Annotated in this window: 29 protein-coding genes and 1 other RNA gene; 25 read left to right on the top strand and 5 right to left on the bottom strand. The window is 64.1% G+C overall.

Annotation, left to right across the window (positions count from 1 at the left end; all coding sequences use genetic code 11):
• The first annotated feature begins 32 nt into the window (after positions 1-32).
• The 3 genes from H6718_07415 to H6718_07405 all read left to right on the top strand — a co-directional run bounded on the left by H6718_07415 (position 33) and on the right by H6718_07405 (position 1,480).
• Positions 33-440: a hypothetical protein gene (locus H6718_07415; protein MCB9585209.1), complete on the top strand. Its 408-nt coding sequence runs from the start codon at positions 33-35 to the stop codon at positions 438-440.
• A 136-nt stretch (positions 441-576) separates the two neighbouring features.
• Positions 577-957, top strand: coding sequence for a hypothetical protein (locus tag H6718_07410; protein ID MCB9585208.1), 381 nt, complete (start codon positions 577-579; stop codon positions 955-957).
• Between the two features lie 64 nt (positions 958-1,021).
• Positions 1,022-1,480 carry a hypothetical protein gene (locus H6718_07405; protein ID MCB9585207.1) on the top strand — a complete coding sequence of 153 codons (459 nt, stop codon included), beginning with the start codon at positions 1,022-1,024 and terminating at the stop codon, positions 1,478-1,480.
• Here the strand turns inward: H6718_07405 and H6718_07400 are convergent.
• The gene (locus tag H6718_07400) at positions 1,477-2,478 is read right to left on the bottom strand and encodes a class I SAM-dependent methyltransferase (GenBank protein ID MCB9585206.1); all 1,002 of its coding nucleotides are present in this window, start codon (positions 2,476-2,478) and stop codon (positions 1,477-1,479) included. The genes H6718_07405 and H6718_07400 overlap by 4 nt on opposite strands.
• A gap of 59 nt (positions 2,479-2,537) precedes the next feature.
• Here H6718_07400 and H6718_07395 point away from each other — a divergent pair, with 59 nt between their 5' ends.
• The gene (locus H6718_07395; protein MCB9585205.1) at positions 2,538-2,912 is read left to right on the top strand and encodes a hypothetical protein; all 375 of its coding nucleotides are present in this window, start codon (positions 2,538-2,540) and stop codon (positions 2,910-2,912) included.
• On the opposite strand, the gene H6718_07390 is transcribed toward H6718_07395, so the two are convergent.
• Entirely contained in the window at positions 2,913-3,560 is a 648-nt protein-coding gene (locus H6718_07390; protein ID MCB9585204.1) for a hypothetical protein, read from the bottom strand.
• Positions 3,561-3,789: 229 nt separating this feature from the next.
• Here H6718_07390 and H6718_07385 point away from each other — a divergent pair, with 229 nt between their 5' ends.
• From H6718_07385 to H6718_07345, 9 genes are all read left to right on the top strand, one after another.
• Entirely contained in the window at positions 3,790-5,199 is a 1,410-nt protein-coding gene (locus tag H6718_07385) for a response regulator (GenBank protein MCB9585203.1), read from the top strand.
• 59 nt (positions 5,200-5,258) lie between these two features.
• On the top strand, positions 5,259-5,699 hold the full coding sequence (locus tag H6718_07380) for a hypothetical protein (protein MCB9585202.1): 441 nt from the start codon (positions 5,259-5,261) through the stop codon (positions 5,697-5,699).
• 37 nt (positions 5,700-5,736) lie between these two features.
• The gene (locus tag H6718_07375) at positions 5,737-6,519 is read left to right on the top strand and encodes a hypothetical protein (GenBank protein ID MCB9585201.1); all 783 of its coding nucleotides are present in this window, start codon (positions 5,737-5,739) and stop codon (positions 6,517-6,519) included.
• Positions 6,520-6,540: 21 nt separating this feature from the next.
• Positions 6,541-8,493 carry an Hpt domain-containing protein gene (locus tag H6718_07370; protein ID MCB9585200.1) on the top strand — a complete coding sequence of 651 codons (1,953 nt, stop codon included), beginning with the start codon at positions 6,541-6,543 and terminating at the stop codon, positions 8,491-8,493.
• A 120-nt stretch (positions 8,494-8,613) separates the two neighbouring features.
• Complete coding sequence (rimI, locus tag H6718_07365; protein MCB9585199.1) at positions 8,614-9,090, top strand: ribosomal protein S18-alanine N-acetyltransferase; 477 nt, start codon at positions 8,614-8,616, stop codon at positions 9,088-9,090.
• Positions 9,091-9,098: 8 nt separating this feature from the next.
• On the top strand, positions 9,099-9,938 hold the full coding sequence (locus H6718_07360) for a dihydroorotate dehydrogenase electron transfer subunit (protein ID MCB9585198.1): 840 nt from the start codon (positions 9,099-9,101) through the stop codon (positions 9,936-9,938).
• A complete protein-coding gene (locus tag H6718_07355) occupies positions 9,935-10,852 on the top strand; it encodes a dihydroorotate dehydrogenase (protein MCB9585197.1) in 918 nt (305 codons plus the stop codon). The genes H6718_07360 and H6718_07355 overlap by 4 nt, the downstream gene beginning before the upstream one ends.
• Positions 10,853-11,593, top strand: a complete 741-nt coding sequence (locus H6718_07350) for an HAD family hydrolase (protein ID MCB9585196.1) — start codon at positions 10,853-10,855, stop codon at positions 11,591-11,593. It begins immediately after the preceding gene.
• A complete protein-coding gene (locus H6718_07345; protein MCB9585195.1) occupies positions 11,590-12,927 on the top strand; it encodes a hypothetical protein in 1,338 nt (445 codons plus the stop codon). The genes H6718_07350 and H6718_07345 overlap by 4 nt, the downstream gene beginning before the upstream one ends.
• 19 nt (positions 12,928-12,946) lie before the next feature.
• Here H6718_07345 and H6718_07340 read toward each other — a convergent pair whose 3' ends face one another.
• Positions 12,947-13,570, bottom strand: coding sequence for a hypothetical protein (locus tag H6718_07340; GenBank protein ID MCB9585194.1), 624 nt, complete (start codon positions 13,568-13,570; stop codon positions 12,947-12,949).
• Positions 13,571-13,842: 272 nt separating this feature from the next.
• Here H6718_07340 and H6718_07335 point away from each other — a divergent pair, with 272 nt between their 5' ends.
• On the top strand, positions 13,843-14,580 hold the full coding sequence (locus H6718_07335; protein MCB9585193.1) for a metallophosphoesterase family protein: 738 nt from the start codon (positions 13,843-13,845) through the stop codon (positions 14,578-14,580).
• A 6-nt stretch (positions 14,581-14,586) separates the two neighbouring features.
• Here H6718_07335 and H6718_07330 read toward each other — a convergent pair whose 3' ends face one another.
• Positions 14,587-15,393 (bottom strand): rhomboid family intramembrane serine protease, encoded by an 807-nt coding sequence (locus H6718_07330; GenBank protein ID MCB9585192.1) that lies wholly within the window; start codon positions 15,391-15,393, stop codon positions 14,587-14,589.
• 182 nt (positions 15,394-15,575) lie between these two features.
• On the opposite strand from H6718_07330, the gene H6718_07325 reads away from it, so the two are divergent.
• The 6 genes from H6718_07325 to H6718_07300 all read left to right on the top strand — a co-directional run bounded on the left by H6718_07325 (position 15,576) and on the right by H6718_07300 (position 20,057).
• Positions 15,576-16,118 (top strand): hypothetical protein, encoded by a 543-nt coding sequence (locus H6718_07325; GenBank protein MCB9585191.1) that lies wholly within the window; start codon positions 15,576-15,578, stop codon positions 16,116-16,118.
• Entirely contained in the window at positions 16,118-16,960 is an 843-nt protein-coding gene (locus H6718_07320) for an ABC transporter permease (protein ID MCB9585190.1), read from the top strand. Before H6718_07325 ends, H6718_07320 begins: the two co-directional genes overlap by 1 nt.
• A 188-nt stretch (positions 16,961-17,148) precedes the next feature.
• Entirely contained in the window at positions 17,149-17,679 is a 531-nt protein-coding gene (locus H6718_07315) for a MerR family transcriptional regulator (protein MCB9585189.1), read from the top strand.
• 660 nt (positions 17,680-18,339) lie between these two features.
• On the top strand, positions 18,340-18,801 hold the full coding sequence (locus H6718_07310) for a DUF2203 domain-containing protein (protein MCB9585188.1): 462 nt from the start codon (positions 18,340-18,342) through the stop codon (positions 18,799-18,801).
• A gap of 3 nt (positions 18,802-18,804) precedes the next feature.
• Positions 18,805-19,377, top strand: a complete 573-nt coding sequence (locus tag H6718_07305) for a GTP cyclohydrolase I (GenBank protein ID MCB9585187.1) — start codon at positions 18,805-18,807, stop codon at positions 19,375-19,377.
• Positions 19,374-20,057, top strand: a complete 684-nt coding sequence (locus H6718_07300) for an LON peptidase substrate-binding domain-containing protein (GenBank protein ID MCB9585186.1) — start codon at positions 19,374-19,376, stop codon at positions 20,055-20,057. Before H6718_07305 ends, H6718_07300 begins: the two co-directional genes overlap by 4 nt.
• Positions 20,058-20,120: 63 nt before the next feature.
• Here the strand turns inward: H6718_07300 and ffs are convergent.
• An RNA gene (gene ffs, locus H6718_07295) (signal recognition particle sRNA small type) lies at positions 20,121-20,210 on the bottom strand.
• 319 nt (positions 20,211-20,529) lie between these two features.
• Between ffs and H6718_07290 the strand changes: the two genes are divergently transcribed.
• The 5 genes from H6718_07290 to H6718_07270 all read left to right on the top strand — a co-directional run bounded on the left by H6718_07290 (position 20,530) and on the right by H6718_07270 (position 25,805).
• Entirely contained in the window at positions 20,530-21,273 is a 744-nt protein-coding gene (locus H6718_07290; GenBank protein ID MCB9585185.1) for a hypothetical protein, read from the top strand.
• A 387-nt stretch (positions 21,274-21,660) separates the two neighbouring features.
• A complete protein-coding gene (locus tag H6718_07285) occupies positions 21,661-22,131 on the top strand; it encodes a hypothetical protein (protein MCB9585184.1) in 471 nt (156 codons plus the stop codon).
• A gap of 112 nt (positions 22,132-22,243) precedes the next feature.
• Complete coding sequence (locus tag H6718_07280) at positions 22,244-23,242, top strand: hypothetical protein (GenBank protein ID MCB9585183.1); 999 nt, start codon at positions 22,244-22,246, stop codon at positions 23,240-23,242.
• Positions 23,243-23,345: 103 nt separating this feature from the next.
• Complete coding sequence (locus H6718_07275; GenBank protein MCB9585182.1) at positions 23,346-24,449, top strand: hypothetical protein; 1,104 nt, start codon at positions 23,346-23,348, stop codon at positions 24,447-24,449.
• 141 nt (positions 24,450-24,590) lie between these two features.
• The gene (locus H6718_07270; GenBank protein MCB9585181.1) at positions 24,591-25,805 is read left to right on the top strand and encodes a hypothetical protein; all 1,215 of its coding nucleotides are present in this window, start codon (positions 24,591-24,593) and stop codon (positions 25,803-25,805) included.
• Positions 25,806-25,866 lie beyond the last annotated feature (61 nt).

Below are 25,866 nucleotides of genomic sequence, written 5' to 3'. Positions count from 1 at the left end.
GGAGACCTTCCGCTCACAGCAGGTGGAAGCCGTTGCAGCTACACCCCTGGCTGGGGCAGCTGGACACTCAGATCTACGTCGCGAACATCAAACACATCGACACCGACGCTCAGTTCGCTGACTTCGTTGCCGCTGTAGAACAGCTCACGGCAGCTCAGAAGGAGCCCTACGCCTGGATCGCGAACTTGGGTCCGCTCCTCAACGCTTCCGCGACCCAGCGCCGCATGTTTGCAGACGCGGACAAGCGGATGGCCCCGAAAGACGCACAGCTCTGCGCTGGGTTGGCAATCTTCGCTCCCTCGCCAATCGCCCGCGGGTTCGTGACCGCAGTCTATTGGTTGAGCCCCCCAGCGTACCCAATGCGCGTCGTCTCCTCCTTCGACGAAGGCGTTGAGTTCGCTCGGGCGCAGCTAGCAGGGCCAATCGGCGCTGTCGGCTGATGCGCAAACCCAAAGAGCCACAGATCGCTTCAGTTCCTCGCGAACTGATCCGTTCCTGGTGGTGATGCAGGCTCGCTGGCAACCGTCGGAGAACAGCGCGTGGAGACCGCTCTCAATCCACCCTTGGCTCAGTCAGGTGGACGAACGGATCTTCGTTGGAGCGCTAAACCACATCGAGTCGGACGCCGCGCTCGCCAAGTTCCTCGACGCGGTCCAACACCTTGCGGAGTCTCAACGGGCTCCCTACGCCTGGATCGCGAATCTGGGTCCGTTGCTCAACACGACCGCGACCCAGCGGCGCATGCTCGCTGAGGGCGAGAAGCGACGCGAGCCCTACGCCTCGAAATTCTGCGCGGGGATCGCAATCTTCGCCCCCTCCCCAATCGCGCGCGGTCTGGTGACGGCGGTGTACTGGTTGAACCCCCCGACTTACCCCCGGCGCATCGTCTCCTCCTTCGACGAAGGCGTCGAGTTCGCTCGGGCGCAGCTAGCCGGGCCAATCGGCGCAGTCGGCTGAAGCCTGGGTTTAAGATTCACACTAGCTTCAGTTCCTGGCCGAGCGGTCCGTTCCAAGAGGTGTGATGCAAGCGCTCTCGCAACCTACGGATCACGGCGCGTGGAGACCGCTCTCCATTCATCCTTGGCTGGGTCAGGTGGATGAACGGATCTTCGTAGCCGCAGTTCCCCACATCGATACCGACGCGCAGCTCGCAGCGTACCTGGACGTAGTCCAGGCGTTTACCGAGGCTCAGAAGTCGCCCTACGCGTGGATCGCAAAGCTCGGACCGTTGCTCAGCACGACAGCGACCCAGCGACGGCTATTCGCCGAAAGCGAGAAGCGACGTGCCCCGTACGATGCGAAACTCTGTGCGGGGGTGGCGGTCGTTACGGAATCACCCGTCGCTCGAGGTCTGGTCACCGCAGTCACCTGGCTGAGTCCACCGGCGTACCCCAAGCGAATCGTCTCCTCCTTCGAGGAGGGTGTGAGGTTCGCGCGCTTGCAGCTGGCGCTACCCATCGACCCAGCAGATCGAAGCTAGACAGTCAGCACGAAGCAGCGGTGTGCTGCGCGGCGGGAGAAGTCTTCAGCCTGCACCTGGCTCGTGATCTCGCGGATCTGCAAGCGCCCTGACAGCGACTCGAAGGCTGGTTCGAAGCGTTGATGGTTGGTGGAAAACAAGATGCTGCCCCCCGGCGCGAGCAGATCGGCGACGGCGCCGAGCAGCTTCGGGTGATCGCGCTGCACGTCGAAATCCGTGTGATTGACGTTGCCCACAGAGGAGAAGCTCGGCGGATCGACCACGATGTAGTCCCAACGCTGGCGGCGCTCCCTCACCCCCGAAATGAACTTCGCAGTATCTTCCTCGAGGAAACGATGGCGAGAGGTGTCCAAGGCGTTCAGCTCGAAGTTCTTGCGAGCCCACTCGAGATAACGCCCGGAGAGATCGACGGTCGTCGTCTCCGCACCGGCCCGCGCCGCGTAGACGCTGAAGCTGCCAGTGTATGCGTAGAGGTTGAGGAAGCGCGGCGCTGGTCCCCCCCCGGCCCGCTCTTCCAACGCTTTGCCAACGAAGGCGCGCGTCTCGCGGTGATCGAGGAACAGCCCCGTGTCGACGAAGCTCTCTAGGTCCACCCAGAAGCGCTGGTCGCCCTCGCGCACTTCGAGCTCGAAACCTTTTGGACTCAGCCGCCCGTAGCGGTGACCTCGCTTGCCCGTGGTTCGACGCTTGAGATGCAGCCGGGCGTCGCGTTCCGCCTCGGGGACTTCTCCGAGCAGCGCCTCGCCCGCTGCTTCAGCCATGCGTTCGAGCCAGGGGATGCCTGCGGTCTGCTCCCGCACGTACTCGGCGATGACCAAGTGACCGGCGTACCAGTCCAGCGTTGCGCGGATCTCCGGAATGTCCCAGTCGTACACCCGAAAGGCCTCGATTCCACGACGCTTGAAACGCGGTGAGAGGTGCCGAAAACGCTTGCGAAGCCGCGATGTGAACATCTCCGCCTGGCGTTCCAGCGCGCTCTCGTCGACCCAGCCTTTCATTCTCCCGTCCTTATAGCGCTTGCACCTCAGGCTCACACTGCAGATGCTCTCTCCGCGCGATGAAGAGCTACTTGCTACTGCTGCGTCAGGGAGACCTGAGGCTTAGCCAGGCAGAAGCCAGGGAACGCTTAGCCACGCGTCTCGTCGAGTGGTGTCAGAAGCTCACCGCCGATGGGCGCTTGGCCATGCACGAGTTCCTGATCCACGACAATCGCTGTCGGGTGCGCAAGAGCGCGGATCGCTTGGTGATTGACGGCCCGTTCGCCGACAGTCGCGACCTGATCATCGGCGTGCTGATCCTGCGTGCCGCGAACATTGGCGAAGCAGCGCGCTTGGCGGGCGAGTGCCCAAGCGTCTCTCAAGGCGGCGAAATCGAGGTGCGTGAGATCGCAGACCCGCCGCCAGCAGAGAAGCCCTTCGACGACGCCGGCTGACTAGTCCGCGGGCCGCGACTCAGGCAGCGGCTGCATCTCGAGCTCCTCGTCGGGAAAGCGCTCACGAATCTCTGCGGAAATCCCCGAGGCTTCGACTCGTTGTCCCTTGGCGGCATGGAACTCACGCAGAGCGCGCAAACAGTCCAAGTCTGAGCTGAACGCTGACAAGCACCAGCCGAGGATGTTCCTGGTCTCACCCATCGGATACTGCTGCGTGTAGCTGTGCACACGAACGCGCTGGCAGGCCTTATTGCTAGGGTCCACCTTCAAACAAGCCATCGCCTCGCCACGCGCCCGGGCAAACTGCTTTTCCTTGAGTAGCCCCTGGGCGCGCTTCATTGAAGCGGGTGCTGCTGGGCTCAAGTCGTCGGGCTCTGGCAGCTGCTCGGAGTCCCATTGCCGGCTGGTGTCCTCGGGCGGCGGCAAAGGAGGATTGGAAGGCGCCTCCCAACCCTCATGGGTCACTGCCGTCGACGGCTGCTCCGCCTCTTGGTTGGTCGCCGATCCCTCTGGAGCGGCAGTTCCAGCTCCGTCGGTTTCTGGGTTTGGGGGTGAGGGTTTGCGCAACGCCACCCAACCCAAGGCGAGCACCAAGCCAACGACGATGGGCAGCCACAAAGCCGCTGGGTGGACCTTCGAACCCGCCATCGCAGCGCATCCTATGCGGCGGAGCATGCGCACCGAAAGCTTTCACGCGCCTAGCGCGTGTGATCGCAATCCGGCTCCACACGTCGCGTAGCCAATGGGGGGCAACGCAAACGGTGGCGCATCGCGTTGTTTGTTTCGCGCACGGGTCTGAGCGGCCGCCCGCTTTCGGGAACCTTGTGCCCAATGCGGGCTTCAAAGCGGCAGCTTTTCGTCTACGCTCGGGCGCCTCATGGGCGGCCGTATCTTGGTAGTGGATGACAGCTCGACGATTCGCAAAGTCGTCAGCTCGATCCTTGAGCGCAACGCGTTCAAGCCGGTGGAGGCCAAGGATGGTCAGTACGCGCTCGAAGAGCTGGAGCGCGACCCCGAGTTCGATCTGATCCTGCTCGACTTCGTGATGCCGCGCATGAACGGCTATCAGTTCTGCCGAGAGCTGCGCGCCAAGCAGGAGATCAGGAACCTACCCGTGGTGCTGATGAGCGCCAAGGGCGACAAGATCCGCGGCCAGTTCGTCCAGCAAACCGGCGCCATCGACGCGATCACGAAGCCCTTCGATGCGCGCGGCCTGATCGCAGTCGTTGAAGGGGCAATCCACAAGCACAAGGAAGGTCGCGCGCGTCCGGTACCTGACGCCGAGACGATGCTGGAAGAGGACGACGTCGTCGACAGCATTCGCCCGAGCTCGCTCTCCTGGACCCAGTCGGGTGGGGTCAATCGTGTCCGCGTGGCAATGGACTTCGCCGACGCACTCGCTGACATTCTGCGACCCGAGTTGCTGCCGCCTGGCGGAGACGATCGCAGCTATCAGATGGCGTTTCAGCGCATGCTGACCCCAGACACGGTGATTCAACTGGGTCAAACGCTCGGTGGCTTGCTGGAGACGAGTCAGAACGCAGATGCGCTTACCGGCAATGTGTCGGTCATTTCCATCGCGGAAATCCTTCAGCTGCTCTCACTCCAGCGCCAGACCGGCAGCCTCACGGTACGGACGCGCAAGGGCGCGAGCATCTTGCTCTACATCAAAGAGGGTCACCTCTGCTTGGCTACCTCGGCGGGGCTTCATGGTGAGTTCCGCGTCGGTCGCTACCTGGTGCAAGACGGCGCGCTGAAAGAGGCACAGCTCACCGAGTACCTGGAGCAGAGTCCCCCGTCTGGGTCCCAGTCGGGCTCGCTCGTGCGCACGATGATTGGTCAGGCGATGATCGAGCGCGGGCTGATCAATGAAGAGCAGCTGAAGAAGGGCCTGATTCGTCAAGCCAGTGAGCTGATCTACGAGGTCGTGCGCTGGAACTCCGGTCGCTTCAGCTTCAAGCTGGATGACCTGTCAGAGGCCGCGAGAGCCGCGGATTTGGGCCTGCCCACTGGAGCAATCGTGATGGAAGGCTTCCGCCGCGTCGACGAGTGGCGGCTCATCGAAGGCAGCTTCGACTTCGAGAACGTGCTGTACCAAGATCCGATGGCCATCGAGCGCATGGGCAAGCAGGGTGAGCTGACGAAGCTCGAAGCCACTGTGCTCGCCGCGATCGATGGCGAGCGCACGGTGCGCGAGATCGTCGCCGAGGTGCACGCGAGCTCCTTCGACGTATGCAAGATCCTCTACCAGTTCGTAAACTCCCGGCTGGTGCGCATCGAAGGCTAGAGCCGGCCCGCACAGCCGCCCCGGCGGCACCGGACGGCGCGACCTGACCACCGGGGACCATGCAAGGAAGAGCCGAACCTGACCAGACCACGCCGCGTGGCAAGGCTTACGGCTTGGTGCTGCAGATCGCTCGCACTCAGCAGTCGGCGTTCTTATCCGCGCGGATCGCACAGCGAGTAGTGAGCGGCGTGACCGTCTCGGCGCTCCCAAACTCACGGCTTGGCATGGCGCTGGTCACGGGCCAGGTCATTCCCGTAGTGGCGCTGGGCGAGTCGACCGCTGGCACCGCCGCGGAGCTTGTCCTGTGTGAGCTGTGGGAGAGCGTGACATCCAGTGTGGACCCAGCACCCGCAGATGGCCCCACCGAGAGTGTCGCGATCAGTGGCGTGAAGGTCCTGGCGAGCGGTGCCTTCGAGCGCCTGGACGCATCCCACGTGGAGTTTGGAGGCCAGTCGGTGGAAGCGCTCGACCTGGCCCAACTGATGGACGCATTGGAGTAGGCTGTAGGCGCACTCTGGATGGTCCCGGGAGAAGCCGATGTTCAAAGCCCAAAAAGGCGGAACGCTAGTCGATGGCTTGATGAGCCTGATGGCCAGCGCCAGTCGCCGCCGGGAGTCGAAGAAGAGCAGCGCTATCGACGACGCCCAGCTCTTCGAGCAACACGACGCCCTGGTTCAAAGCACCAGCCGCACCCTGAGCTTGCTCGGCGGAGCAGGCGCCAAAGCAACCCAGCAGCGCAGCGCGCTCGACGGCGTGCGCCAGCACCTACACCGCACGAACGAGCGCCTGCGGGAGCTGAAGTCCAGCGCAGCGCCGATCAAGGACGCCCTCGAGCGCATCAAGTTGATCGCGTTCAACGCTGGCCTCGAAGGTGCGCGCCTGGGCGAGCCCGCGGGTACTCCGCTACTCCTGGTCGCGGAAGAAGTTCGCGCGCTGGTGGAGCGCGGCCTCGAGGCAGCCGAAGGCTACGGCGCGCAGATCATCCATTTGGACTCGGAACGCGAAGACGCCCTGGCAGACCTGGAGCAGGCGCAAGCCCACGCCCAAGACATCGCCAATGAACTCTTGAGCGCGCAGGCGGCGGGGCGACAAATGAACGACGACGTCCAGGAGCTGGGTCGCCGGGTCCAAAAAGTCACTGGCACAGATCCCGAGCTTGCCAAGCACGTTGCCGCGGCGGCAAGGCACGCCGAGGGTCTGCTCTCCTCACTGACTCAACTGACGAGCAAGAGCTCCGCGGCCAGCGCGCTCGAGCCTCTGCTGCCAGCCATCTCCGAGCTCAAGCAGGTGCTGAAGAGCCTGAGCCGAAACGAGCCTTAGAAACCGCACGGAAATACCAGCGTGAGCGACGGCGAAGTCATCGAACTGAGGAAGCTCTTGGCGACGGAGATCGGTCGCCGGTTGCCCCACGCGAGTGACGATCCGGCTCAGGCTCGCAGCGTGCTCCACGCCCTACGAGGCTCCGCGGCGATGGCAGGGGAGTCAGAGCTAGCGCTGGTGCTGAACCAGCTAGGCGGCAGACTTCGCGCGGGTGAAAACGCGGCCACCCAGATGGTGCGCGAAGTGCTCAGCCAAGCGGCGGTGCGCTTGAGCACGGGTCAGTCGGCGTTTGCTACTCAGTGGCCTGCGCCGCCGTTTGGGCTTGGGCCGCTCTCGAAGCCGTCTCGAGTGGAGTACCTGGAGGCGATGCGCGAGCGCATCTCGGCTCTCGACGCATTGCTCGCAGCGCCCCGCCTAGAGCCGCGCGCCCTGGATGAGGTGTACCGCGTGGTGCACAGCCTGAAGAGCGCCGCGAGCGCCGAGGGCGACAATGTAACCACCTGGTATTGCCACGGCCTCGAGGAGCACATCCTGAATAGCCGCGGCAACCTGGAGCGAGAGAAGCAACTGCTGGTGGAGGTCGCCCGGCACCGCGCGGTGCTCGCGGCACTGCTCGACGACCCCCGGCGCGCCCTGGCAACGCTCGCACGCCTCGCGCGGACGACTCCAGAGAGCAGCCCGCCGAGCAGCAAGGGTCAGCCGCCGCCGCTTTCGGAGCCCGGACAAGGCAGCATCCAGGTTCCAGAGCAGGCGCTGGACGCGCTGCTCGATCGACTCCAGCGCCTCGAGCAAGTCCACGACGACCTGAATCGCGCCGCAGATCTCGCCGCTCAGTTCGGTGCCCGCTCCCGCCAGCAGCGGGAAACCTTGAACGACGCGCTGCGCATGATCGGGCCGCCCCGCCCTTGGGGTGCGCCGGAGGCGGCGCTGCGGCTGGTCGAGCAAGTTGCCCGTGGGCTCGGTACGTCTTCAGGTTGGGCGGCCCGCGGCGTGCAAGCGATGCGAGCCAGCAGCGATCGTATCCGCGCAGAAACAACCAGCACTCGCGGGGACCTGACCGGGCTCCGCCGTACGAGTCTGCGCTGGCTGCTGGGGCGCCTGGAGTCGGCGGCGCTCGAACTGGCGGAGCAACAAGGCAAACAAGTGCGGGTGCTGCTCAAAGGCGGTGACTTACCCATCGATCGCCGCCTGGCTGAGCGCTTGTTGGACCCGACGCTGCAGTTGGTCCGCAACGCGATCACCCACGCTTTCCCTGACGACGGGCGCGGCCAGCTGTGGCTCACCGCGAGCCGCGTCGGGGGCTGGCTCCGGCTGAGTGTCGAGGACGACGGGCGCGGCTTCGATGCCCAGGGGCTGCAAGCGCTGGTGCCCGGAGCCGAGAGTGTGGACCCCGCCAGCGCAGCGCTGACGCCATTCGTATCCACGCGGCAACATCCGGATGCGTTCGCGGGGCGAGGGGTTGGGCTGCCGATGGCGGAGGCGGTGCTGACGAAACTCGGCGGCACCTTGCACCTCACGAGCCGCGAGCCAAACGGGGCGCGAGCGTTGATCGAGCTGCCCGCGGAGAGCGGCATGATCGATACCGTGTGGTTGACCCACGACGAACACTGCTTCGCGCTGCCCGTGATGTACGCGCGCCGGGTGGTGAGGAACTCCGAACGCATCGGAGCGATATCCCTCGGGCGTTGTCTCGGACTACCCGCCAGCAAGAAGCCCCTCCCCACCGCCATCGAGCTGGACATCGCTGGCTTGACGCCAGTCTACCTTGCGGTGAGCCGCGTGCTCCCAGTGGAGACTGTGAACATCCACCCAGTGCCACCGCGCATCGCCCGCCGCGGGCCGTACTCAGGCGCGGTGCTGCGACGCGGTGGTCAACTCGCGCTCGTGCTCCACGGCCCTGTCGTGGCCTTGCGCGCCCAAGTCGTTGCCAGCGGCTCCGCATCGAGCATTCCTCCCAGTAACTCCCAGCGCTGAGCCTACCCGCGCGAAGGAGACCAAAGTCAGCTGCACCAAAGGAGACAGCTGCGCGCAGAACTAGTCCGCGCGCTAGAACCCGGTTGCAGTCCGCAGCGAGCTTGGAGACCCTGAGCGGCAATGCAGATCAGCCGCCTCACTCCCGCAGACCACAGCGCCGTGCTGGAGATTGCCGCGGAGGCAGCGACCCCGGTGGAAGCCGACGAGCTAACCCGAGACGTTGCCCACGTTTGGGTGGCGCGCGCCAACCCCGATGAGGTGGCAGGCTTCCTGTTGGCTTGGGCGGTGGCGGACGAGGTGCACCTGATCAACATCGCGACGCGCCAGCGCTTGCAACGCCAAGGGGTCGGGCAAGCGCTGATGGTGACCCTCCTCGACTTCGCCGCGCAGATGCGGGCCCGCCTGATCGTGCTAGAGGTGCGTCGATCCAACGCGGCGGCGATCCGGCTCTATCGCTCCAACGGCTTTTGTGCCATCGGAGTCCGGCGCGGCTACTACGCTGACTCAGGAGAGGACGCCGTCGAGATGATGGTGACCCTCGACCCCGAGTCCGGTGAAGTCCAACCAGGCCGCGACGAGATCAACCTCAGCGCCTGACCTCTACAATGCCCGACCCCTCGAGCCTCACCAAGAGCCGCACGCCGCGGCGCCAAGTCACCGCGCCGCTGTTGCGGCGTGACAGCATGGGGAACGCCTACCACGTGCTGACCTTCGACCTGCCGGAAGGCATGGAAGCGTTGCCCGGCCAGTTCGCGATGGTGCGTGGCGCCGAGTGGGGAGACGCTCCCCTGTTGCCGCGCCCCATGAGCTTTCTCACCGGAGGCAACCGCCCCTCAATCTTGATCAAGGTGTTCGGCGAAGGCACGATCCGCATGGCTCGAGCCATTCCGGGTGAGCCCTTCGAAATCCTGGGCCCCCTCGGGAACACTTGGCCAGCTGTATCCCCCGGGAAACGACCGCTACTGGTAGCCGGCGGCGTCGGAGTCGCCCCGCTTTTGTATCTCGCGCGCGAGCTCAGCTCCGCCGGCGAGAAGCCGATCGCCGTATATGGCGGTCGCTCCCATCGCGATTTGCCGCTGAACGAGGAGCTTGCGGACGTCAGCGAGCTGTACATCACCACGGAAGACGGCTCGCGCGGCGCCGCTGGCCGCGTGACACTCCCGCTGCCCGAACTCTTGAGCGACGACGTCGAGGTCTTCACCTGCGGACCCGACCGCATGATGGCAGCGGTGGCTGAGCTCTGCGCAGCCAAGGGCATCCGCTGCATCGCCTCCCTGGAGACACCCATGGCCTGCGGCTACGGTGTTTGCCTCGGTTGTCCAGTCAAGCGCGCCGGCGGTGGCTACCTCTACGCATGCACTGACGGTCCGTGCATCGACGCCACCAGTATCGATTGGGGTGAGGGCAACCATGCTCCACGTCGCGTCGAGCGAGGTGAGCGATGAGCGACCAGCGCATCCAAATCGGCGGGCTCACCCTGCAGAACCCGGTGCTCACCGCGTCGGGCACGTTCGGCTACGGGCTCGAATACGACGATTTCTACGACGTGGCGACGCTTGGTGGCATCTGCACCAAGGGGCTGAGCCGCGAGCCCCGGTACGGAAATCCGCCGGAGCGCATCTGCGAGACACCCGCGGGCATGTTGAACGCCATCGGGCTCGCAAACGTCGGTGTCGAATTTTTCTGCAAGGAAAAACTCCCCGTCTTGCGAGAGCGCGGCGTGACCGTCGTAGCGAATATCTTCGCAAGCTCGGTGGAGGACTTCGTCGCGATCACCGAACGCCTGGAGTCGGAGACCGGCGTCGCCGCGATCGAACTGAACGTCAGCTGTCCAAACGTCAGCAAGGGTGGCATCGAATTCGGTCGCGACCCGAAGCTCGCCGCGCAGGTGACAGCGGCCTGCAAAGCCGCCACCAAGCTACCGCTGTGGGTCAAGATGAGCCCCGAAGCGGGGGACATCGTTGGGGTGGCGAAAGCCTGTGAAGACGCAGGCGCTGACGCGGTGACAGCCATCAACACGATCCGCGGCATGTCGATCGATACGAGCACCGGGCGCGTGCGCCTGGCGAACCGTACAGGCGGCTTGAGCGGCCCAGCGCTGCGCCCCATCGCGCTGCGCATCGTGTGGGACCTGGTGGGCGCCTTGAAGATCCCGGTGATCGGCATCGGCGGAGTGTTCACCACAGAAGACGCCGTAGAGTTCATGCTGGCCGGCGCCAGCGCCGTTCAGGTCGGAACGGCGAACTTCTCGGATCCATTGGCCGCTAACAAGATTCGCCTCGGCATTGCCGAGTACTGTGCCGCTCGTGGCCTCACTGCTTCGCAGTTGATCGGCCGTGGCCGCCCCGAAGGAGCTTAGATGTTCACTGCCCTCACGCTCGCCGATCAGAGCAAGGAACTCCAAACAATCATCGATCAGTGCAAGGCGCTCCGCAGTGGCCAGCAGCGCGCAGTGGTCGTCTTCGATCTGGATGGCACGTTGCTCGACAATCGCCCACGCACGGTCGCTATCCTGCGGGAGGCCGCGGACCACTGGGCCGCGGCTCACCCCAAGGCTGTCGAGGCGATTCACAGCCTGGACCCTTCCCAGCTCGGCTATTTGGTCACCGATGCGTTGCGCGAACGCGGCGTTGATGAAGCGCTGGTCGGCGAGGCACTCGAAGTCTGGAAGCAGCGGTTCTTTCGCGACGACACGCTGCTGCACGACGTGCCCCTTTCCGGCGCCGTCGAGTTCGCGCGCGCGTGCTACGAGGCGGGCGGCAACCTCGCCTACTTCACGGGCCGTGACCTGCCCAATATGGCGCTTGGCAGCCTAGCCAGCCTGCGCGATCGCGGCTTCCCCGTTGGTGTGCCGGGCACGGAGCTGGTGCTGAAGCCCGATTTCGAGACGCCTGACTTGGACTTCAAGCGCGCGGTCACGCCTGAGTTCAAGCGCATCGGGCACGTAGTGGCGACGTTCGACAACGAGCCGGGCAACTGCAACGTCTTCCACGAGTTTTTCCCCGAGGCAACGCACTACCTGCTCCTGACCCAACACGCCCCGAACCCGCCGGCGCTCGCGCAAGGGGTGAGGGTCATCAAAGACTTCCGCCTGGGATGATCACCGAAGCGCCCAACCTAGCGTCCTCGAGCCGCGCCTTGCTCCTCGCCTGGCTGGCGCTGGGACTCTGCGTTGGATGCGAGGAGAGCCAGCCGGAACCGACGGGTAAGGGAACCAGCCCGAACGCCAGCATCAAGCCCGCGCCCCTGGCGAGCGGTGAACCCGAGCTGCGGCCGGAGCTAACGCCAAAGCCGTTCGACGGCGGTGTGGTCGGCATCCCCGCGGATTCAGCTGGGCGCCTGATCATTCCCGACGCGGGGCCGCCCCCTCCAACACCGCTACGCGCGGACGAAGCCCTCGCCGGAGACGACATCACGTTCCGTGACTCAGGCGGCCTCACGTTGGCGGTTGAGTGGGCCTGGGACAACGCGGACAAATCACCCTCCGGCATGGCGGCCAACGCCGAAGCCATCGAGACCCTGCGAGACAAGACCACGCCGCGCATGACTGTCGATCTGGCCAACGCTGGTCGGATGCGAATCGGCTTGGACAGCGTGGTGTTCCCGCTGCCGCCAACGACTGAGATCCGCAGTCGCCTGGAGCGCCTTGGTCATGTCGTGGTTTGGCCAAACCGACGCGCCTACCGCGGGGTTCCTCCCGGCGGAATGCGCGCACTCTTCGCAGAACGCCGAGCGGACGCAACGCCGCTGATCAAAGGCAAGGTCACGGCGAAGGGCAAAGGAAACAAGCTCGGCTTCGAAACCACCAAAGCCGCCGTAGCCACGACGTTTGGTACGCTGAACATCGAGCAAGCCCGGGTACAAGGCACGACCAGCGGCAAGCTCTTCTGTCGTTTCCTCGTGGAACTAGTCGCTGCAGATCCAAACTCGGAAGTGTGCGAGGCAGGGCTGGTGCCCGTCGCCGCGCAGTTCTCCTGGAAGCCAAGGGGCGGTATCAGCCTGAGCGTAAAGAGTCTCACTCGGCGCACGGATCTACCGGTGAGCGACATGCGCGTCCCCCCGGCGGGCGCGCTGGTCAAACCAAGTGAGCTACCGCCTCAAACAACGGGTATCCTGCTGACACAGAAGGACCTGAGCGCCATGCGGCGTTCAGAAGGCGAGGGGATTTCCCCGGGACCCGATGCACCCGGCGAGGGGCTGCGGGCGGTGAACCATAGCGAGGGTCTGCGCTATGTCATGCTCGACGGCGTACCCGTTGCCTGGGTCGAGCCTCTGAGCCAGACCTACATCATCGGCCCAGCGAAGAGCTACTACATGCTTGGCTGGCGCGACTTCCTTGGCGCCAACGTGACCCCCTCCAGCAAGGTGGCACTGCCTGCGCGCGTGCTTCTCGGCTCAGAAGAGGTCAACCCAGACGCCGGGGCTACGCCCTAATTTTCCTCCAGGAAATACTTCAGGAAGTGGTCAGGTAGTCGTCCAGCTCGAAGCGAACTTCCTGATGCCCATCGCGCGAAGCCGCCTCACGTAGAGCCGAGACGGCGATCTCGACCACGTCGAAGCGCGTGGTCAGCAGGTGGAAGTCCTCTTCGCGGACCTCGGGCAAGAGAGAGAGCCGCTGATCGACCAGCGCGGCGTCTTCTCGATCCAGCCTGAGCTCGGAGCTGGGGCCGTCATGATCGCGATGCCCGTAGAGCGCGTCGTACACGGCACCCACGGGGTTCAGCGACAGGAACACATCGTGAGAACAGACCAACCAGCCGTGCACGTCGTCGCTCGGCACGATCCAGAAACCATTCAGCAGCGGTCGGATGACCTCACCGAAATACGCCCCCACGCTGCGAGTGATGAGCGGCACGAGCTCTGGACGCTCCTCCAGAGTTCCACGAGCCTCGACCAGGTAGTGGTCCACCAGAGATAGCGTGTCCGACGTTTGGTCGATTTCGATCCCGACCGCGCCGTGTACGAAACGTGCCGCGGCCAGGGAGAGTTCGATGATGCTCTCCGGCGCTCCAATCGCGAGATCTTGGCTATCGGTTTCTTCTTCCGCTGGAGGGAAGGGCACGTCGTCGTGGCTCACGGCGCTATTCCTGCCAGCACCCCGCTAGCCAAGCAACCCTCGCCGCAGCAGTGGCAGTGGAGCTTCACGGCCACTGGCTGTCGTGGCTGCGGCGTGGCTCAAATCGAACCTGTCCACATGCCGCGGTGGAGAAACGTCAGGAAAACGGAGAAGTCGGAAAGAGAGAAGTCGGAAACCCTCAAAAACAGGCTTGCGCCCTCGCGAGGTCCATTCGATAGAAAGTTCCGGCACGTAACCTCGGCCCCTCATGCTACTCTGAGGCTTCACCCACGATGCGCATCGGCATCTTCAGCGACACGCACGCCAACTACGAAGCGCTCAGCGCGGTCTTCGAGGCATACCGTCATGAGAACATTGACGAGTACTACTGCCTTGGAGACACGGTTGGCTATGGAGGCTCCCCCAACGAGTGCTCCAACATGGTGCGTGAGACCGCCAAGGCGACCATCTTGGGGAACCACGACGCAGCGGTCGCGGGACGCATGGACTACTCGTACTACTACGAGGCCGCGCGCCAGGCACTGGACACCCATGCCTCCATGCTCTCCGAAGAGAACATGGACTGGCTGCGGCAGCTGCCGTACTCGGTGAAGCTCGACGACATCGGCGTGCACCTCTGCCACGGCTCCCCCGTGCGCCTGGAGGAGTTCGAGTACATCTTCGCGCCCGAGCAAGCTCGTGAGTGTCTGCCCATCTTCGACGAGCTGGGCCACATCACGCTGATCGGCCACTCCCACCTGTGCAAGGTGTTCGCGTTGACTCAGAGCAGCGTGGAGGAGCTACCTCCCGTCGACTTCGAGCTGTCTCCCGATCGCAAGTACATCGTCAGCGTCGGTTCCGTCGGACAGCCCCGCGACTACGACAACCGCGCCAGCTTCACGGTTTTCGATACGGAAAAAAAGCGCTTCGAGTTCAAGCGCATTGAGTACGATATCGAGACTGCGGCGGACAAAGTGCTGCGTGCCAAGCTCGAGCGCAACTTCGCGCACCGCCTGTTCATCGGCGTCTGATCGCCGCTACTCGCCCCAGCGTCCGTCGAAGCGTCCTGGCGTGACATCGACGACACGCACGCGCTGGTTCGATTGCCGCGGGGTAGCGAACGGTTGCTTCTGAATCGCGGGGCGTCGCCAACCTTCCCAGCGCTCCACGCGGGCCAGACTGCGGCCCCAGCTCAGCGGGCGGATCAACAGCAAGCCCAGGATGAAACCGCCCAGGTGCGCGAAGAACGCCACTTGGGAGCCTCCGAAGCCAGCGAGCTCACCCAGCGCGGGCATCACGTTTTGCACCAAGAACCAGAATCCGAGCACCAGCCAGGCGGGAGCGAAGAAGGTGAAACCCAGGATGAACCAGAGCGGTGGGATGGTGTTGAGGATCAGCACCTTCGCGCGGGGGAAGAGCACCAAGTAGGCGCCCAGCACGCCAGCGATCGCCCCGGACGCGCCGACCATCGGGATCTGGCTGGTGGGATCGATGAGCACCTGTGCCAAGGCGCCAGCGATCCCGCTGAGCAGGTAAAACAGCGCGAACCTCGGCTTACCCAGGGCGTCCTCGATGTTGTCCCCGAAGATGTAGAGGAACAGCATGTTGCCCGCGAGGTGGCCGAAGCTCGCGTGAAAGAACATCGAGCTCAGGATGGTCGGCGCCTCGAGCAGCGGGTTGGCGACGAACCGCGCTGGAACCACCCCAAAGCTGAATCCGAGCCCTTGCACCCCGAGCATCGCCAGCCCGCTCTCCCCCAAAAATACGAGGATATTCAAGGCGATGAACGCGTACGTCAGGTAAGGCGTAGTGCGCGTCGGGTTGATGTCGCGGATGGGCAACATGGGGCCTCGTCAATCTAGGTCCGCTCGACGTCCTTGGCGAGCGCGCGTGTTGGGTTCCAACTCAGAAACGTCGGCGCCTTACAGCCTTGCCCGAATGAAGCGCTTCGCCTCACTCGAAAAAAGCCACCCTGGACCCGCCGAAGCAAACGGCATCAGCGCCGGGGGATGATAAACCCCGGACGATGCGCTGGGCAGCCACGGAACCCAAGACCGCCCGCCTTGGGCGAGCCAAGTGCGCATGGCTGCTAGCTTTTGCACTGTTGGCGAGCGCCTGTGGTGGCCCGAGCTTCAACGGTCGAGTGTACGAGAGCGACGAGCTCAGTTTCGAGGTGCGAGATGTGCCGAGCAATTGGGAGACCATCGACGCGAGCCATGCGTTAGTCAGTTTCCGCGACGAAGGCGCACAGACAACAATCGCCGTGAGCGGTCGCTGTGGGGAAGACGGTGATGATGTCCCGCTCACCGCCCTCACTCATCACCTCTTCCTGACCTTCACGGAACGCGAAGTGCTCAGCCAAGAGGAGAGCATGCTCGACGGACGTGCTGTTTTACGCACGGAAATAACTGCGAAGCTCGACGGCGTACCCAAGCACTTCATCGTCTACGTGATGAAGAAGAACAACTGCGTCTACGACTTCGTTCACATCAGCCCCGAGGGCGGAGACGTCCGGTCGCGATCAGATTTCGATCGCTTCGTGGCTGGCTTCCACACGCGAAGGCCCTGATGTCCGTCGCCGAGGAGGAGCCGCAGAGCCGCAGATCGTTCCTGCCACCGCCTGAGCCCAAGGCTGGCGAGCAGATGCAGGCGCGCGCCTTGGGCTTCATCAGTCATCTGGGTCGGCTCTCCCAGATGACCGCGGGGACGTTGCGCGCATCGGTGCGCCGCCCTCTGGAGTTCAAAGAGTTCGTGCGCCAGCTCGAGAGCCTGGGCGTTGCTTCCCTGGGGATCGTCGTCGTCACGAGCGTCTTCATCGGCATGGTGATGAGCGTGCAGTTCGCCTTCGGTCTGCAGAAGTTCGGCGGCATGGAGTACACCGGCCGGGTCGTAGGCCTGAGCTTCTCCCGCGAGCTCGCGCCAACGCTGACTGCCGTGATCGTGGGCGGCCGAATCGGCGCTGGGATGGCGGCGGAGCTCGGATCCATGGCCGTGACGGAGCAGCTCGACGCCGTGCGGGCGCTGGGCGCGGATCCGCTGAAGAAGCTGGTGTGGCCCCGGCTCGCGGCGTCCATCATCGTGATGCCGATCCTCGCGGCGCTCGCGCTCGTGCTCGGATTCAGCGGCGCGATGCTGATAACTGACATCGAGTTCAACATCCCGGCGGACTTCTTCCTGCGCAGCGCCCTCGGCACTGTCGGCATGAAGGACTTCCTCAGCGGAATGTTCAAGACGCCGTTTTTCGGCGCCATCATCGCTTTGGTCGGGTGTCACTTCGGGATGACGACTCGGGGCGGGACCGCAGGCGTTGGAGACAGCACCACGCGCACGGTCGTGGTGATCTCCATCTCGATCCTGATCGCGGACTTCTTCCTGACCAAGGTCGCGATCATCCTCTGGCCCGCTTTCTGACGCCGAAATCTGGCCGCAAACCCAGACTTTCCGCAGAGTTTGAGCTGCTCGGGCGGCTCCCCGAAGACTCTGCGCATTCCGGGCGAGCGCCGTTGGCGGCTTCGGGTTTGGGGGAGAGGAGCATCGTCCGGGCGTTGCTTGACCGTTCCCAAGGCACTCCATAGGCTTGAGCAGCGGAGGAAGCGCGCGTGGCTGACGACAACAATCGGGGAGTGGACGGCGGCAATGGCGCGCGACGGGATGGTCTGCTGACCACCGGCGACATGGCTCGGCTCTCCAACAACACGTTGCGTACCGTGCGCTTCTATGAGGAAGCGAACATTCTCCACCCAACTCAGCGCACCGATGGGGGACATCGGCTGTTCGCTCAAAGCGAACTCAGAAAGCTCGAATTGGTGAGCGAGCTGCGCGCGGCTGGTCTGAGCTTGGAGGAGATCCGCGATCTGTTGGAGGTCAAGCAGCGGGCGACGAACGGCTCCAGTGCGTCCCGAGATGCTCTGGACCGCCTCCAAGGGCAAATCGTTCGCCTCACGGAGCGCATCGACATCCTCACGCGCCTGCGTGACGACCTGGAAGCGTCCCAGGGTGTGCTCCAGGAATGTCAGAAGTGTACGGGCAACAACCTGTACCCCGACGGCTGCCGGAACTGCAGCGTGATGACCGATCAGACTTCGCTGCCCAAAGCCGTCAGCGTCGTTTGGTCTATCGACCGAAACTAGTCGGGTCGCGCGGACGGGTTTCTGTATTGAAAAACGATCCGCGGTCTTGCGGTCGGATGTACCAACCCAACCAAGGGCTGCGAGATTCCGTTCGAAAACCGGACGCGAGGCCAGCAACAAGAACGCCTCACGCGACGCGAGGTTTGAAAAAACCCGCCACGAGTCCCCACCCCAGCGGTCCCGGGGGGCGACCCATGGGTGCACTCGGCTCAAGTGAGTGTGGGGGCTACTTGCCCGTTGATTCTGTGAGGCGGAACGCGCCTCGTCGCGCGTCATTCAGATACTTTAAGTTCAAAGGGGTGTAGCCCTTCGATGCGCGGGCGCAGAATAAACAGCGGCGCAGAATAAACAGCGGCGCAGAATAAACAGCGGCGCAGAATAAACAGCGGCGCAGAATAAACAGCGGCGCAGAATAAACAGCAGCGGCGCAGAATAAGGATCGAGGCGTACACAACAACGCGAGAGCCAGAAGACGCCGATGTAGCTCAGCAGAGCACGGCTAGCTCCGGTGTGAGAGAGCTTGCCACCAGAACGCGCGGCAACTCGCAAAGCGTCTCGACTCGAAAGAAAAGCCGCGCAAGGCTCAAGGTTCCGCTCGGGGGAACGATCGGAGGCGGTGGGGCTGTCCGCACGGACCCACACAATCTCTAGGTGGTGGCGATGGGCACGACAGGGCAAACGGTACGGGGACAACAGCGGGTGTTCACGGTGCAGGAGGTGGACAACCTGATCCCATCCTTGAGTTCCAAGGTTGGAGACTTGTTGATCGCCCGCAGTGAGATCGAACGCTTGGTGGCCGAGCTGTCGGAGCAGCTGGGTTACGAACCGAAGTCGCTGGCGTTGGATTCCAGCGACTCAGGCAGCGTCGCTTCCATGAAGCAGGACTTGCGTCAGCGCATGAGTCGCTACGAGGCGGGCTGGAGCGAAATCGAAGCGATGGGCGCTTTCGTCAAGGATCCCAGAATCGGGCTCCTGGATTTCTACGGAAATATCGAAGGTCGTCTGGTCTGGTTGTGTTGGCGCTACGGGGAGGACTCCCTCGGCTACTATCACGAGCTGAACGCAGGCTACGCTGGACGACGCACGTTGGGTCGCCGGGAGCGAGCGCTGCTCTTGAATTGACCCATGACCATCGATCGCGAGCGGGCCCAGCTAGCCATACGAGACTTTCTGCAAGCGCTGGGGCACGACCCCGCGCGCGACACCGAGCTGGAGGGCACACCAGAGCGCGTCACTAGCGCGTTCGCCGACGAGCTGTTGCGCGGCTATGGGGTCGATGCGAGGCAACTGGTCAGCGAAGCCCTCAGCCCCGCCAACGGCGACGAAGACCTGGTCATCGTCAATCAGATCCGCGTGGCAACGGTTTGCCCGCATCACCTGATGCCCGCGCTGGGAGAGGCGCTTGTCGCCTACCTGCCTGGCAGGCATGTGTTGGGTATCGGCACGCTGGCTCGGCTCGTGCAGGCTTTCGCCGAACGCCTGACACTCCAGGAAACGATTGGGGAACGCGTCGTCCAGAGCTTGATGACGGACGCCGGAGCTCGCGGCGCTTGTTGCCGCTTGAGCCTGCGGCATAGCTGCCTTTCTGCCCGCGGCAGTCGAGAGCATCTTGCGCAGGTAGACTCTTGGGCCCGCGCGGGCGAACTAAAGACGATGGAAGGCGTGGCGCTGCTCAACCTGGCGCTGAGGGACCGATGAGCGCTGAAGGACCGATCAGCGATCGCGGCCCGATCAGCGATCGCCTTGCGGGTGCGCTAGAGGAGCTTGGGCTCTTTCCGCTACCAGAAGTGGTGCTCTTCCCAGGAGTACTGCTGCCGTTGCATGTCTTCGAGCCACGCTATCGCAAGCTCACCGAGGACTGCCTCAGCGGTTCTCAGATCATGGGGATCGTACAGATCACCAGCTCGGAGCCTGTGGATCGTCATGGGCACCCAACGCTTGCCCGCATCGCAGGAGTCGGGGAAATTGTGCGCTCGCAGCGCCTACCTGGTGGCCGCTTCAACATCTTGCTCCGAGGAGTGGGCCGCGTACGACTGCAGGAGCTGCCCTTTGACGGCCCCTACCGCAGGGCAAGAGCGACACTTCTCCAGAGCCTGCCGTCGAAGCACCCAGCGACCGATCTAGCGGCGCTCATCTCGTCGTTACGGCTCGCTCGCCCCGCTGGTAGCGGCGGCGGGGTCGACCTGGCCGCCCTAGGACTTGAAGGCGGGGACGACCTCGCACCGGGTGAGCTAGCAGACTACTTAGCGGCCGCGCTGGTACCCGACGGAAACGACCGCCAGGACATCCTGGAGACCCTGGATACCAGCGCGCGGGTGGCGAAGGTGTGCGGGCTGATCAGCTGTGGAGCACGCCGCGACGACAGCCTGCTGAACTAGTATCCCGTCTCCGCTGCCCTCGGGCTGCTATCGAGACGAGGCTCAGGCCGCGGAGGCCACAAAAGCAAAGTGGCCCACCACACCCGCTTTCCTCTACCGTTGCTCCCTTCCGGGCCTGGCGGGGTTCGAGGTGCGCTGTTGGCGGGCCGCGAGTCAGGTACAACGCGAGCCGGAGCTTGTCCAGTCGCTCTCGCTCACGGGTTGGGCAAAAGCGGTGCAGGAGCGGCGAGTTTGGGCGATTCGGGCCCACATTGCGCGTGATGCAGCTGCCTGGGGCAAATCGGCCCAGCGTTTGACTCTGCGCACCAAGCGCCCAAGCATTGAGGTTCGAGGCAAGAATCTTCGAGGCTTCGCTGCCGACCGAAGACACTTCAATAACCCAGGCCATCATGATCGCACCCCTAGTCCGTAGAGCCCCAACATCGTGATCGGTCCCGGTCTCCAACCCACCTGGCGAAGTCGGCTTTGGTTCGTGGCTTCTGCAGCCTGCGTCGCACTGGGCGCGCACCTCTCGCTGCGCTCTCCGTGGATCGCTGGGCTGATCGCCGCGGCGGGGATCTGCATGGCGACCTTGCATCTGCTCAGACGCCGCAGAGTGATCAAGACGCTGACGGCTGGGGACCCAGACGCCGTCCTCGAGCTATGGGGACCGACCCTCGAGGGACTGCCTCATGCGTCGACGTTGGTACCGCTCATGGCAGCAACGGCGCTCGCTGCGTCTGGCCACCTTGAGCGCGCACGCGGCATGCTTCGAAGAGCCACCCGGGGCCCCGCCTGGGAGGCGGCATTCGAGCACCGGCTACTTCTCGAGACCATGCTGGATGCTTTCGAGGGGGAGCGCGAGGCTGCCCTGACCAAAGCACGCGAGCTCGAGGCGCTACCCCTCCCGTCAAGCAACGCTTCACTGGGGAAGCGGGTGAGCGAGCTGCGCGGTGCACTGAGTGCCCTAGCACGGGCCTTCGCGCGTCAGAGCCAGGCCGGCGATGCCGAGCGCCTGGAGCGCGCCTCACGAGATACGCCAGTTCTGCACTGGGCACTTCGCTATGCGGCGGCTATCGCCCGGATTGAACATGGCGATCGACAGCATGCGCAGGCGCTTCTGAAAAACGCCCCCAGCTGGCCCGAGGAGTCGGCGTTTTGCTCCTTCCATCGTGAGCTCAGCCAACACGCCAAACGGACGGCAGACGCACACTCAGCGGGCCCCGACGCAGCTTAAATTTGCACCCAAAGACTCCGGCGCGACCGCGATCGATGCGCCGGGACGATGACCGCTTCTTTCCCCACGGATGTCAAAGCGCACACCAACAGACAATGTGTGACAGCGCCGCCAATAGACAGCGCCGCCAATAGACACCGCACCTGACCAACGCTGCAGCCTGGACAACACTGCAGCCTGGACAACACTGCAGCCTGGACAACACTGCAGCCTGGACAACACTGCAGCCTGGACAACACTGCAGCCTGAACAGCGCTGCAGCCGACCGAACGCCGCGACTGACCGAACGCCGCAACTGACAAACATACTGAAATCGGTTTTCAGCACGGAATCAAACGCATGGAATAATCGGCGAGGCGCCCAGTCCTAAGCTATGCTCGTGAGGTTATGGGTGGGAAGTGGCCGCAGAACCCTGGGTCAACCTCCGGTGTACCGGAACTCGATCTGTTCGCGCGCACCCCAGCCTCGGGTCCACGCCAGTCACGCCCGAATCCACAAGGAAATCCAAGTGGGGACCCCCAAGACCTCTTCGGTGCGGGCACGTTCGACGCCGACTTCTTCGGTGGGGAGAGCGGTGGCAAGCTCGACCTGAACGACGCACCAGGCGGGATGATCGGCGGCATGGGCTACGGCAACGAGCTCACGCTGGAACCCGGTGCGGCGAGCAACTTGGAGCTCGGAGGCCAAGGGCCTTCCAACCCCGCAGCGGATCCTTCGCCAACTACGGCAGCAATCTGGACTTCGGTGACTTCGATGAGGCGCTTCCGCCAGTCCCCGGGGTGCCCAGCCGCTCGCTTTGCTCAGCCCGGATCTGGAACCGGAAGCGGATCGCTCCGGAGAGTATCCCTCACGGCCTAGTCAGTCTGGGGTACACGGCCGGCCCCGTCAAAATTCCTTGTCGGCTTTGCCAAGAGAATATCCGCGCGGAGATACACCGGCGCCGAACGAGCTACCCATTGACCAGGTAGACGTGGAGGTTGCCGCAGACTTCGGCGAGGCCCCGAAAGGCTGGCTCACGGCTCCAGCGTATGCCTGGCGAGTGTTTCTGCGCCGACGCGAACTGAAGAGCAAGATCCGTCTGGCGGAGCACCGCTTAGTCTCACTCGAAACACAACGCGATCGCGCTCTGGCAGAGTTCGCAGACACCCTGCGCGTCGAGATCGAGCAAGACCGGTCGACATCACGGCTGTTACAGCCACTCTACGATGTCGAGCAGCGCGCCGGAGAGCGCAGCAATGCCTACGCCGCGGTGGAGCAGGAGTTCCAAGAGAAGTGCGGGCTACTCGACCAGCGCGACATCGATCTTCAGGTCGAACAAGAGGGCCTGCGTCAGCAGATTGGTGCCCTCGACCACGAGGCATCCCGATCTAGAGACCAGTACAAGCGCGCCGAAATCGCGTTCAAGCGCCTGCACATCGAACTGCGGTCGACCAACGAAGTGATCAGCAGGGCGGCCGAAGGCGTTAGCCCAGCGGATCCGGCGGCCCTCGCTCAACGCGCTCAAGAGCTCCAGCAACGGATCGCGGAGGAAACTCCCGGCGTACAACAACTTCGTCAAGAGCTGGAGCAGCGCGAGCGACCGCTGCGTGAGGCGCTTCACCGCATGGAAACGCTGGAGCGGGAGCGAGGCCAGCTAGCGAAAGAACGCAAGCAGCTGAGCGACGCCTTCCGCAAGCAGACCAGCTTGCGAACCCGTGGCCTGAACGAGGCTCAGGCTGAAGTCATTCAGGCCCTGACTGAAGTCGGGCGGCAGGTGCTACGAACTCCGGGTAACCTTGCCGTCGAGGAAGCCCAGCTACGTCCGATCCGAGAGCAGAGCGAGCGAGTCTACGACGCAGCGGTCGAACTCGAGCTGTGGGCGAGGGCGATGTTTGCGTTCGACGAAGTCGCGTACCGGCGCGGCGGCCAGTTGATCTTTGGGTCGCTCGGGCTGCTGGTGGTGGTGTGTATCGTTCGAGTCTTGATCTAGCCGGGGGCCTCGTACGCATCGCTCACACCGGGGATTGGTCGCCTCCGAGCGCCTTGTGCTAAGAGACGGCGGCGACGCCTGCGCGTCGCTCGGGAGAGCGGTCTTGAAGTGGTTTTGGCCTGTTAGCATCGGTTCAGTGCTCTGCCTGTGTGGCGGTCTGTCGGTGTTGGGGATGCCCGCTGCTCTGGGCCTCCCAGCGACGTCGCAGCCAGACGTCGCTGGAGCGCCGTCCGACGCGCCCGATTCAAAGCAGGCAGCGCCAACGCGCGCAGGGACAGGAGCCGGGGAGGTCGAGCAAGCGTCCCCTCCCCCCCAAATCCAGGAGCCTCGAGAGACCTGGCCCGTGTTGCCAGATCTCACGCAGACGGATCCCGCGCTCGGCGTCGCCGGAGGCGGAAACTCACACTGCGGCCCGGTCGCGGTTTCGAATGGCTTGGTTTGGCTGAGCCAGCACGGCTACCCGGAACTGCTTCCCGCGGCCGCTGAGGCACCAGGTGCTGTGGATGCTTCCGCAGGGAATGATCTACCGGAGCGGATCCATGAGCGCCAGCTGGAGCTCGTGCGGGAGATCAGCGCTGCACCATTCATGGGTACCAGCCGTTGGAGCGGCACCGGCCCCGTCGGCGTGTTGCGCGGGCTACACCGCTTCGTCAAGCGTCACGGCTACCGCTACCAGCGCCTCGAATATCAGGGCTGGCGGGGACACCAAAAGGCGTTCAGCACCGGGGTGCGCAAGCCGCAGTTACCCTGGATCGCCGAGGCGCTAAAGCAGGGTGGCGTGGCGTTCATCCACGTCGGTTGGTACACGCCAGTGCCCCGCTCGAAGGTGCTGCAGCGAACCGGGGGCCACTGGTTGACGGTGATCGCGGCCGGCGTCGATGAGCATTTCCTCGCGGATCCTAACGTGCTGGTCCTGCATGACCCCGCGCCCTATGCGGGAGACGAGCCGGCCAGGTCCTTCGCTACCGCGCGGGAGCTGAAGGAGGGCTGGCTGCTCGCTCGAGGGAGTCGGCAGGCGTTCTCCGCGAAAGGCTACTATTCCTTGGAAGGCGGCATGCACATCAAGAAGGCCGGCGATCTAGCCGTTCTCGACGGGGTTGTCGTGCTGGTGATGGATCCCGCCACGGCGAACGGCACAGCCAAAGCCGAGGCAAAACGTGCCAAGTTGGGCCCTCAAGGGCGTGCACTCACCGCATCGCTGCCCTGAGGCGGCACATCGGCGCCTGAGCGCGCCAGATCGGCACGGTTCGGCGCACCCAGTCCCAGCTCGACACACATGCGGGGACCCCAACGCTCGTGTTTGCGCGTGGGTGCTCTGGAAGCTCAGACCATAGGCTATCCTAGTAGCATGTTCGCCCGATCCGTATGGAAGCGTAGCGCCTTGCTCACCTTTGCCGCGTGTACCGTCTTTTCGTGTGGGAAAGCGACCGGTGACTCGGAAGAGAGCGGTGGAACCGCCGGAGACATGTCGGGACCCTGGGGCGGAAGCCCCGCAGTGAACGGCGGCTTTGGTGGCGGTAGCCCGGAAGGGGGAACCTGGGGCAACGGCGCCAACGGAGGAAACGGCGTCGGAGGCTACGGCGGGGGCGTTGGGAACGTAGGCGGCTCCGGCGTTGCTGGTTCCGGCGTTGCCGGCACTGGCAGCGGATCTGGTGGCACGAGCTGGGGAGGCGTTGGGGGCGTCGCCGGATCGGTGTCGGTCGTCGGGGAGGGCTTCGTCGTACACCGCATCGAGCTGGGAGATCGGGATCCGAACGGCGACCCAAATTCATCCGCGTGGAAATATTTGGGCGCAGACATCGACGGCCTCAGCTCTGACGGGAACTCCACGAACCACTGCCAATTGTTGCCTGGAGCGAATCCTTCGGCGGTGAAGACCGACGGCCTCGGGGGTATCGACAACAGCTTTGGTGCCAACATCATGCAGCTGCTGCTTGCGCTCCAGCCCACATTGAGTGACGACCTCCAGTACAGCATCGATCGCGGTCGTTCGTTAGCTATCGTTCTGAGCCCTCACTTGACGGGTTCCGACGTCGCGGGCAGCATCGGCCGAGCGCACACTCGCGGCACCGGCTACCAGCTGTCGGAGCCTTGGTGGGCCTACGAAAACGGCTACCCCAACGGCGTGCCGCGCTGCGAGCTGATGGGAGGAACCTTCCAAGGCGAGCTCGAGCTCTCCGGCAGCGGTTTCTGGGAGCTGCATCTCCCCATCGTGGATACGGATCTCATCGTCAAGGTGCGTAAGACCCGCCTGATCGCGGACATCGATCCGGCAACGGAGCAGCTCTCCAACGTCATGCTCGCCGGCGTGATCCGCACGGAAGAGCTCATCGAGTCCTTCCGGCAGGCAGCCGGCGGATTCGATCTCGCGCTGTGCGATGGCTCGACCTTCGACTCAATCGCAGCCCAGATTCGAGCGGCAGCGGACATTCGTGACGATGGCCAGAACGGCGACCCATCTGTGCCATGCAACGCCATCTCCATTGGCATCGCCGTCGAGCTCGATCCCATGCTCTTCTTTGGCTACGACGGGGGCGACGATCAGAAGATCACTTGCTTCTAGTCAGCACCCTTCTCCTCCGTCGACTTCAGCGCGAGGCTCGCGTTTGCGGGTGGCGCAACCG

The organism is Polyangiaceae bacterium, assembly GCA_020633205.1.
Classification (GTDB): domain Bacteria; phylum Myxococcota_A; class Polyangia; order Polyangiales; family Polyangiaceae; genus JAHBVY01.
The sequence above is the reverse complement of the archived record's forward strand: the minus strand, read 5'-3'. Positions and strand labels throughout refer to the sequence as shown.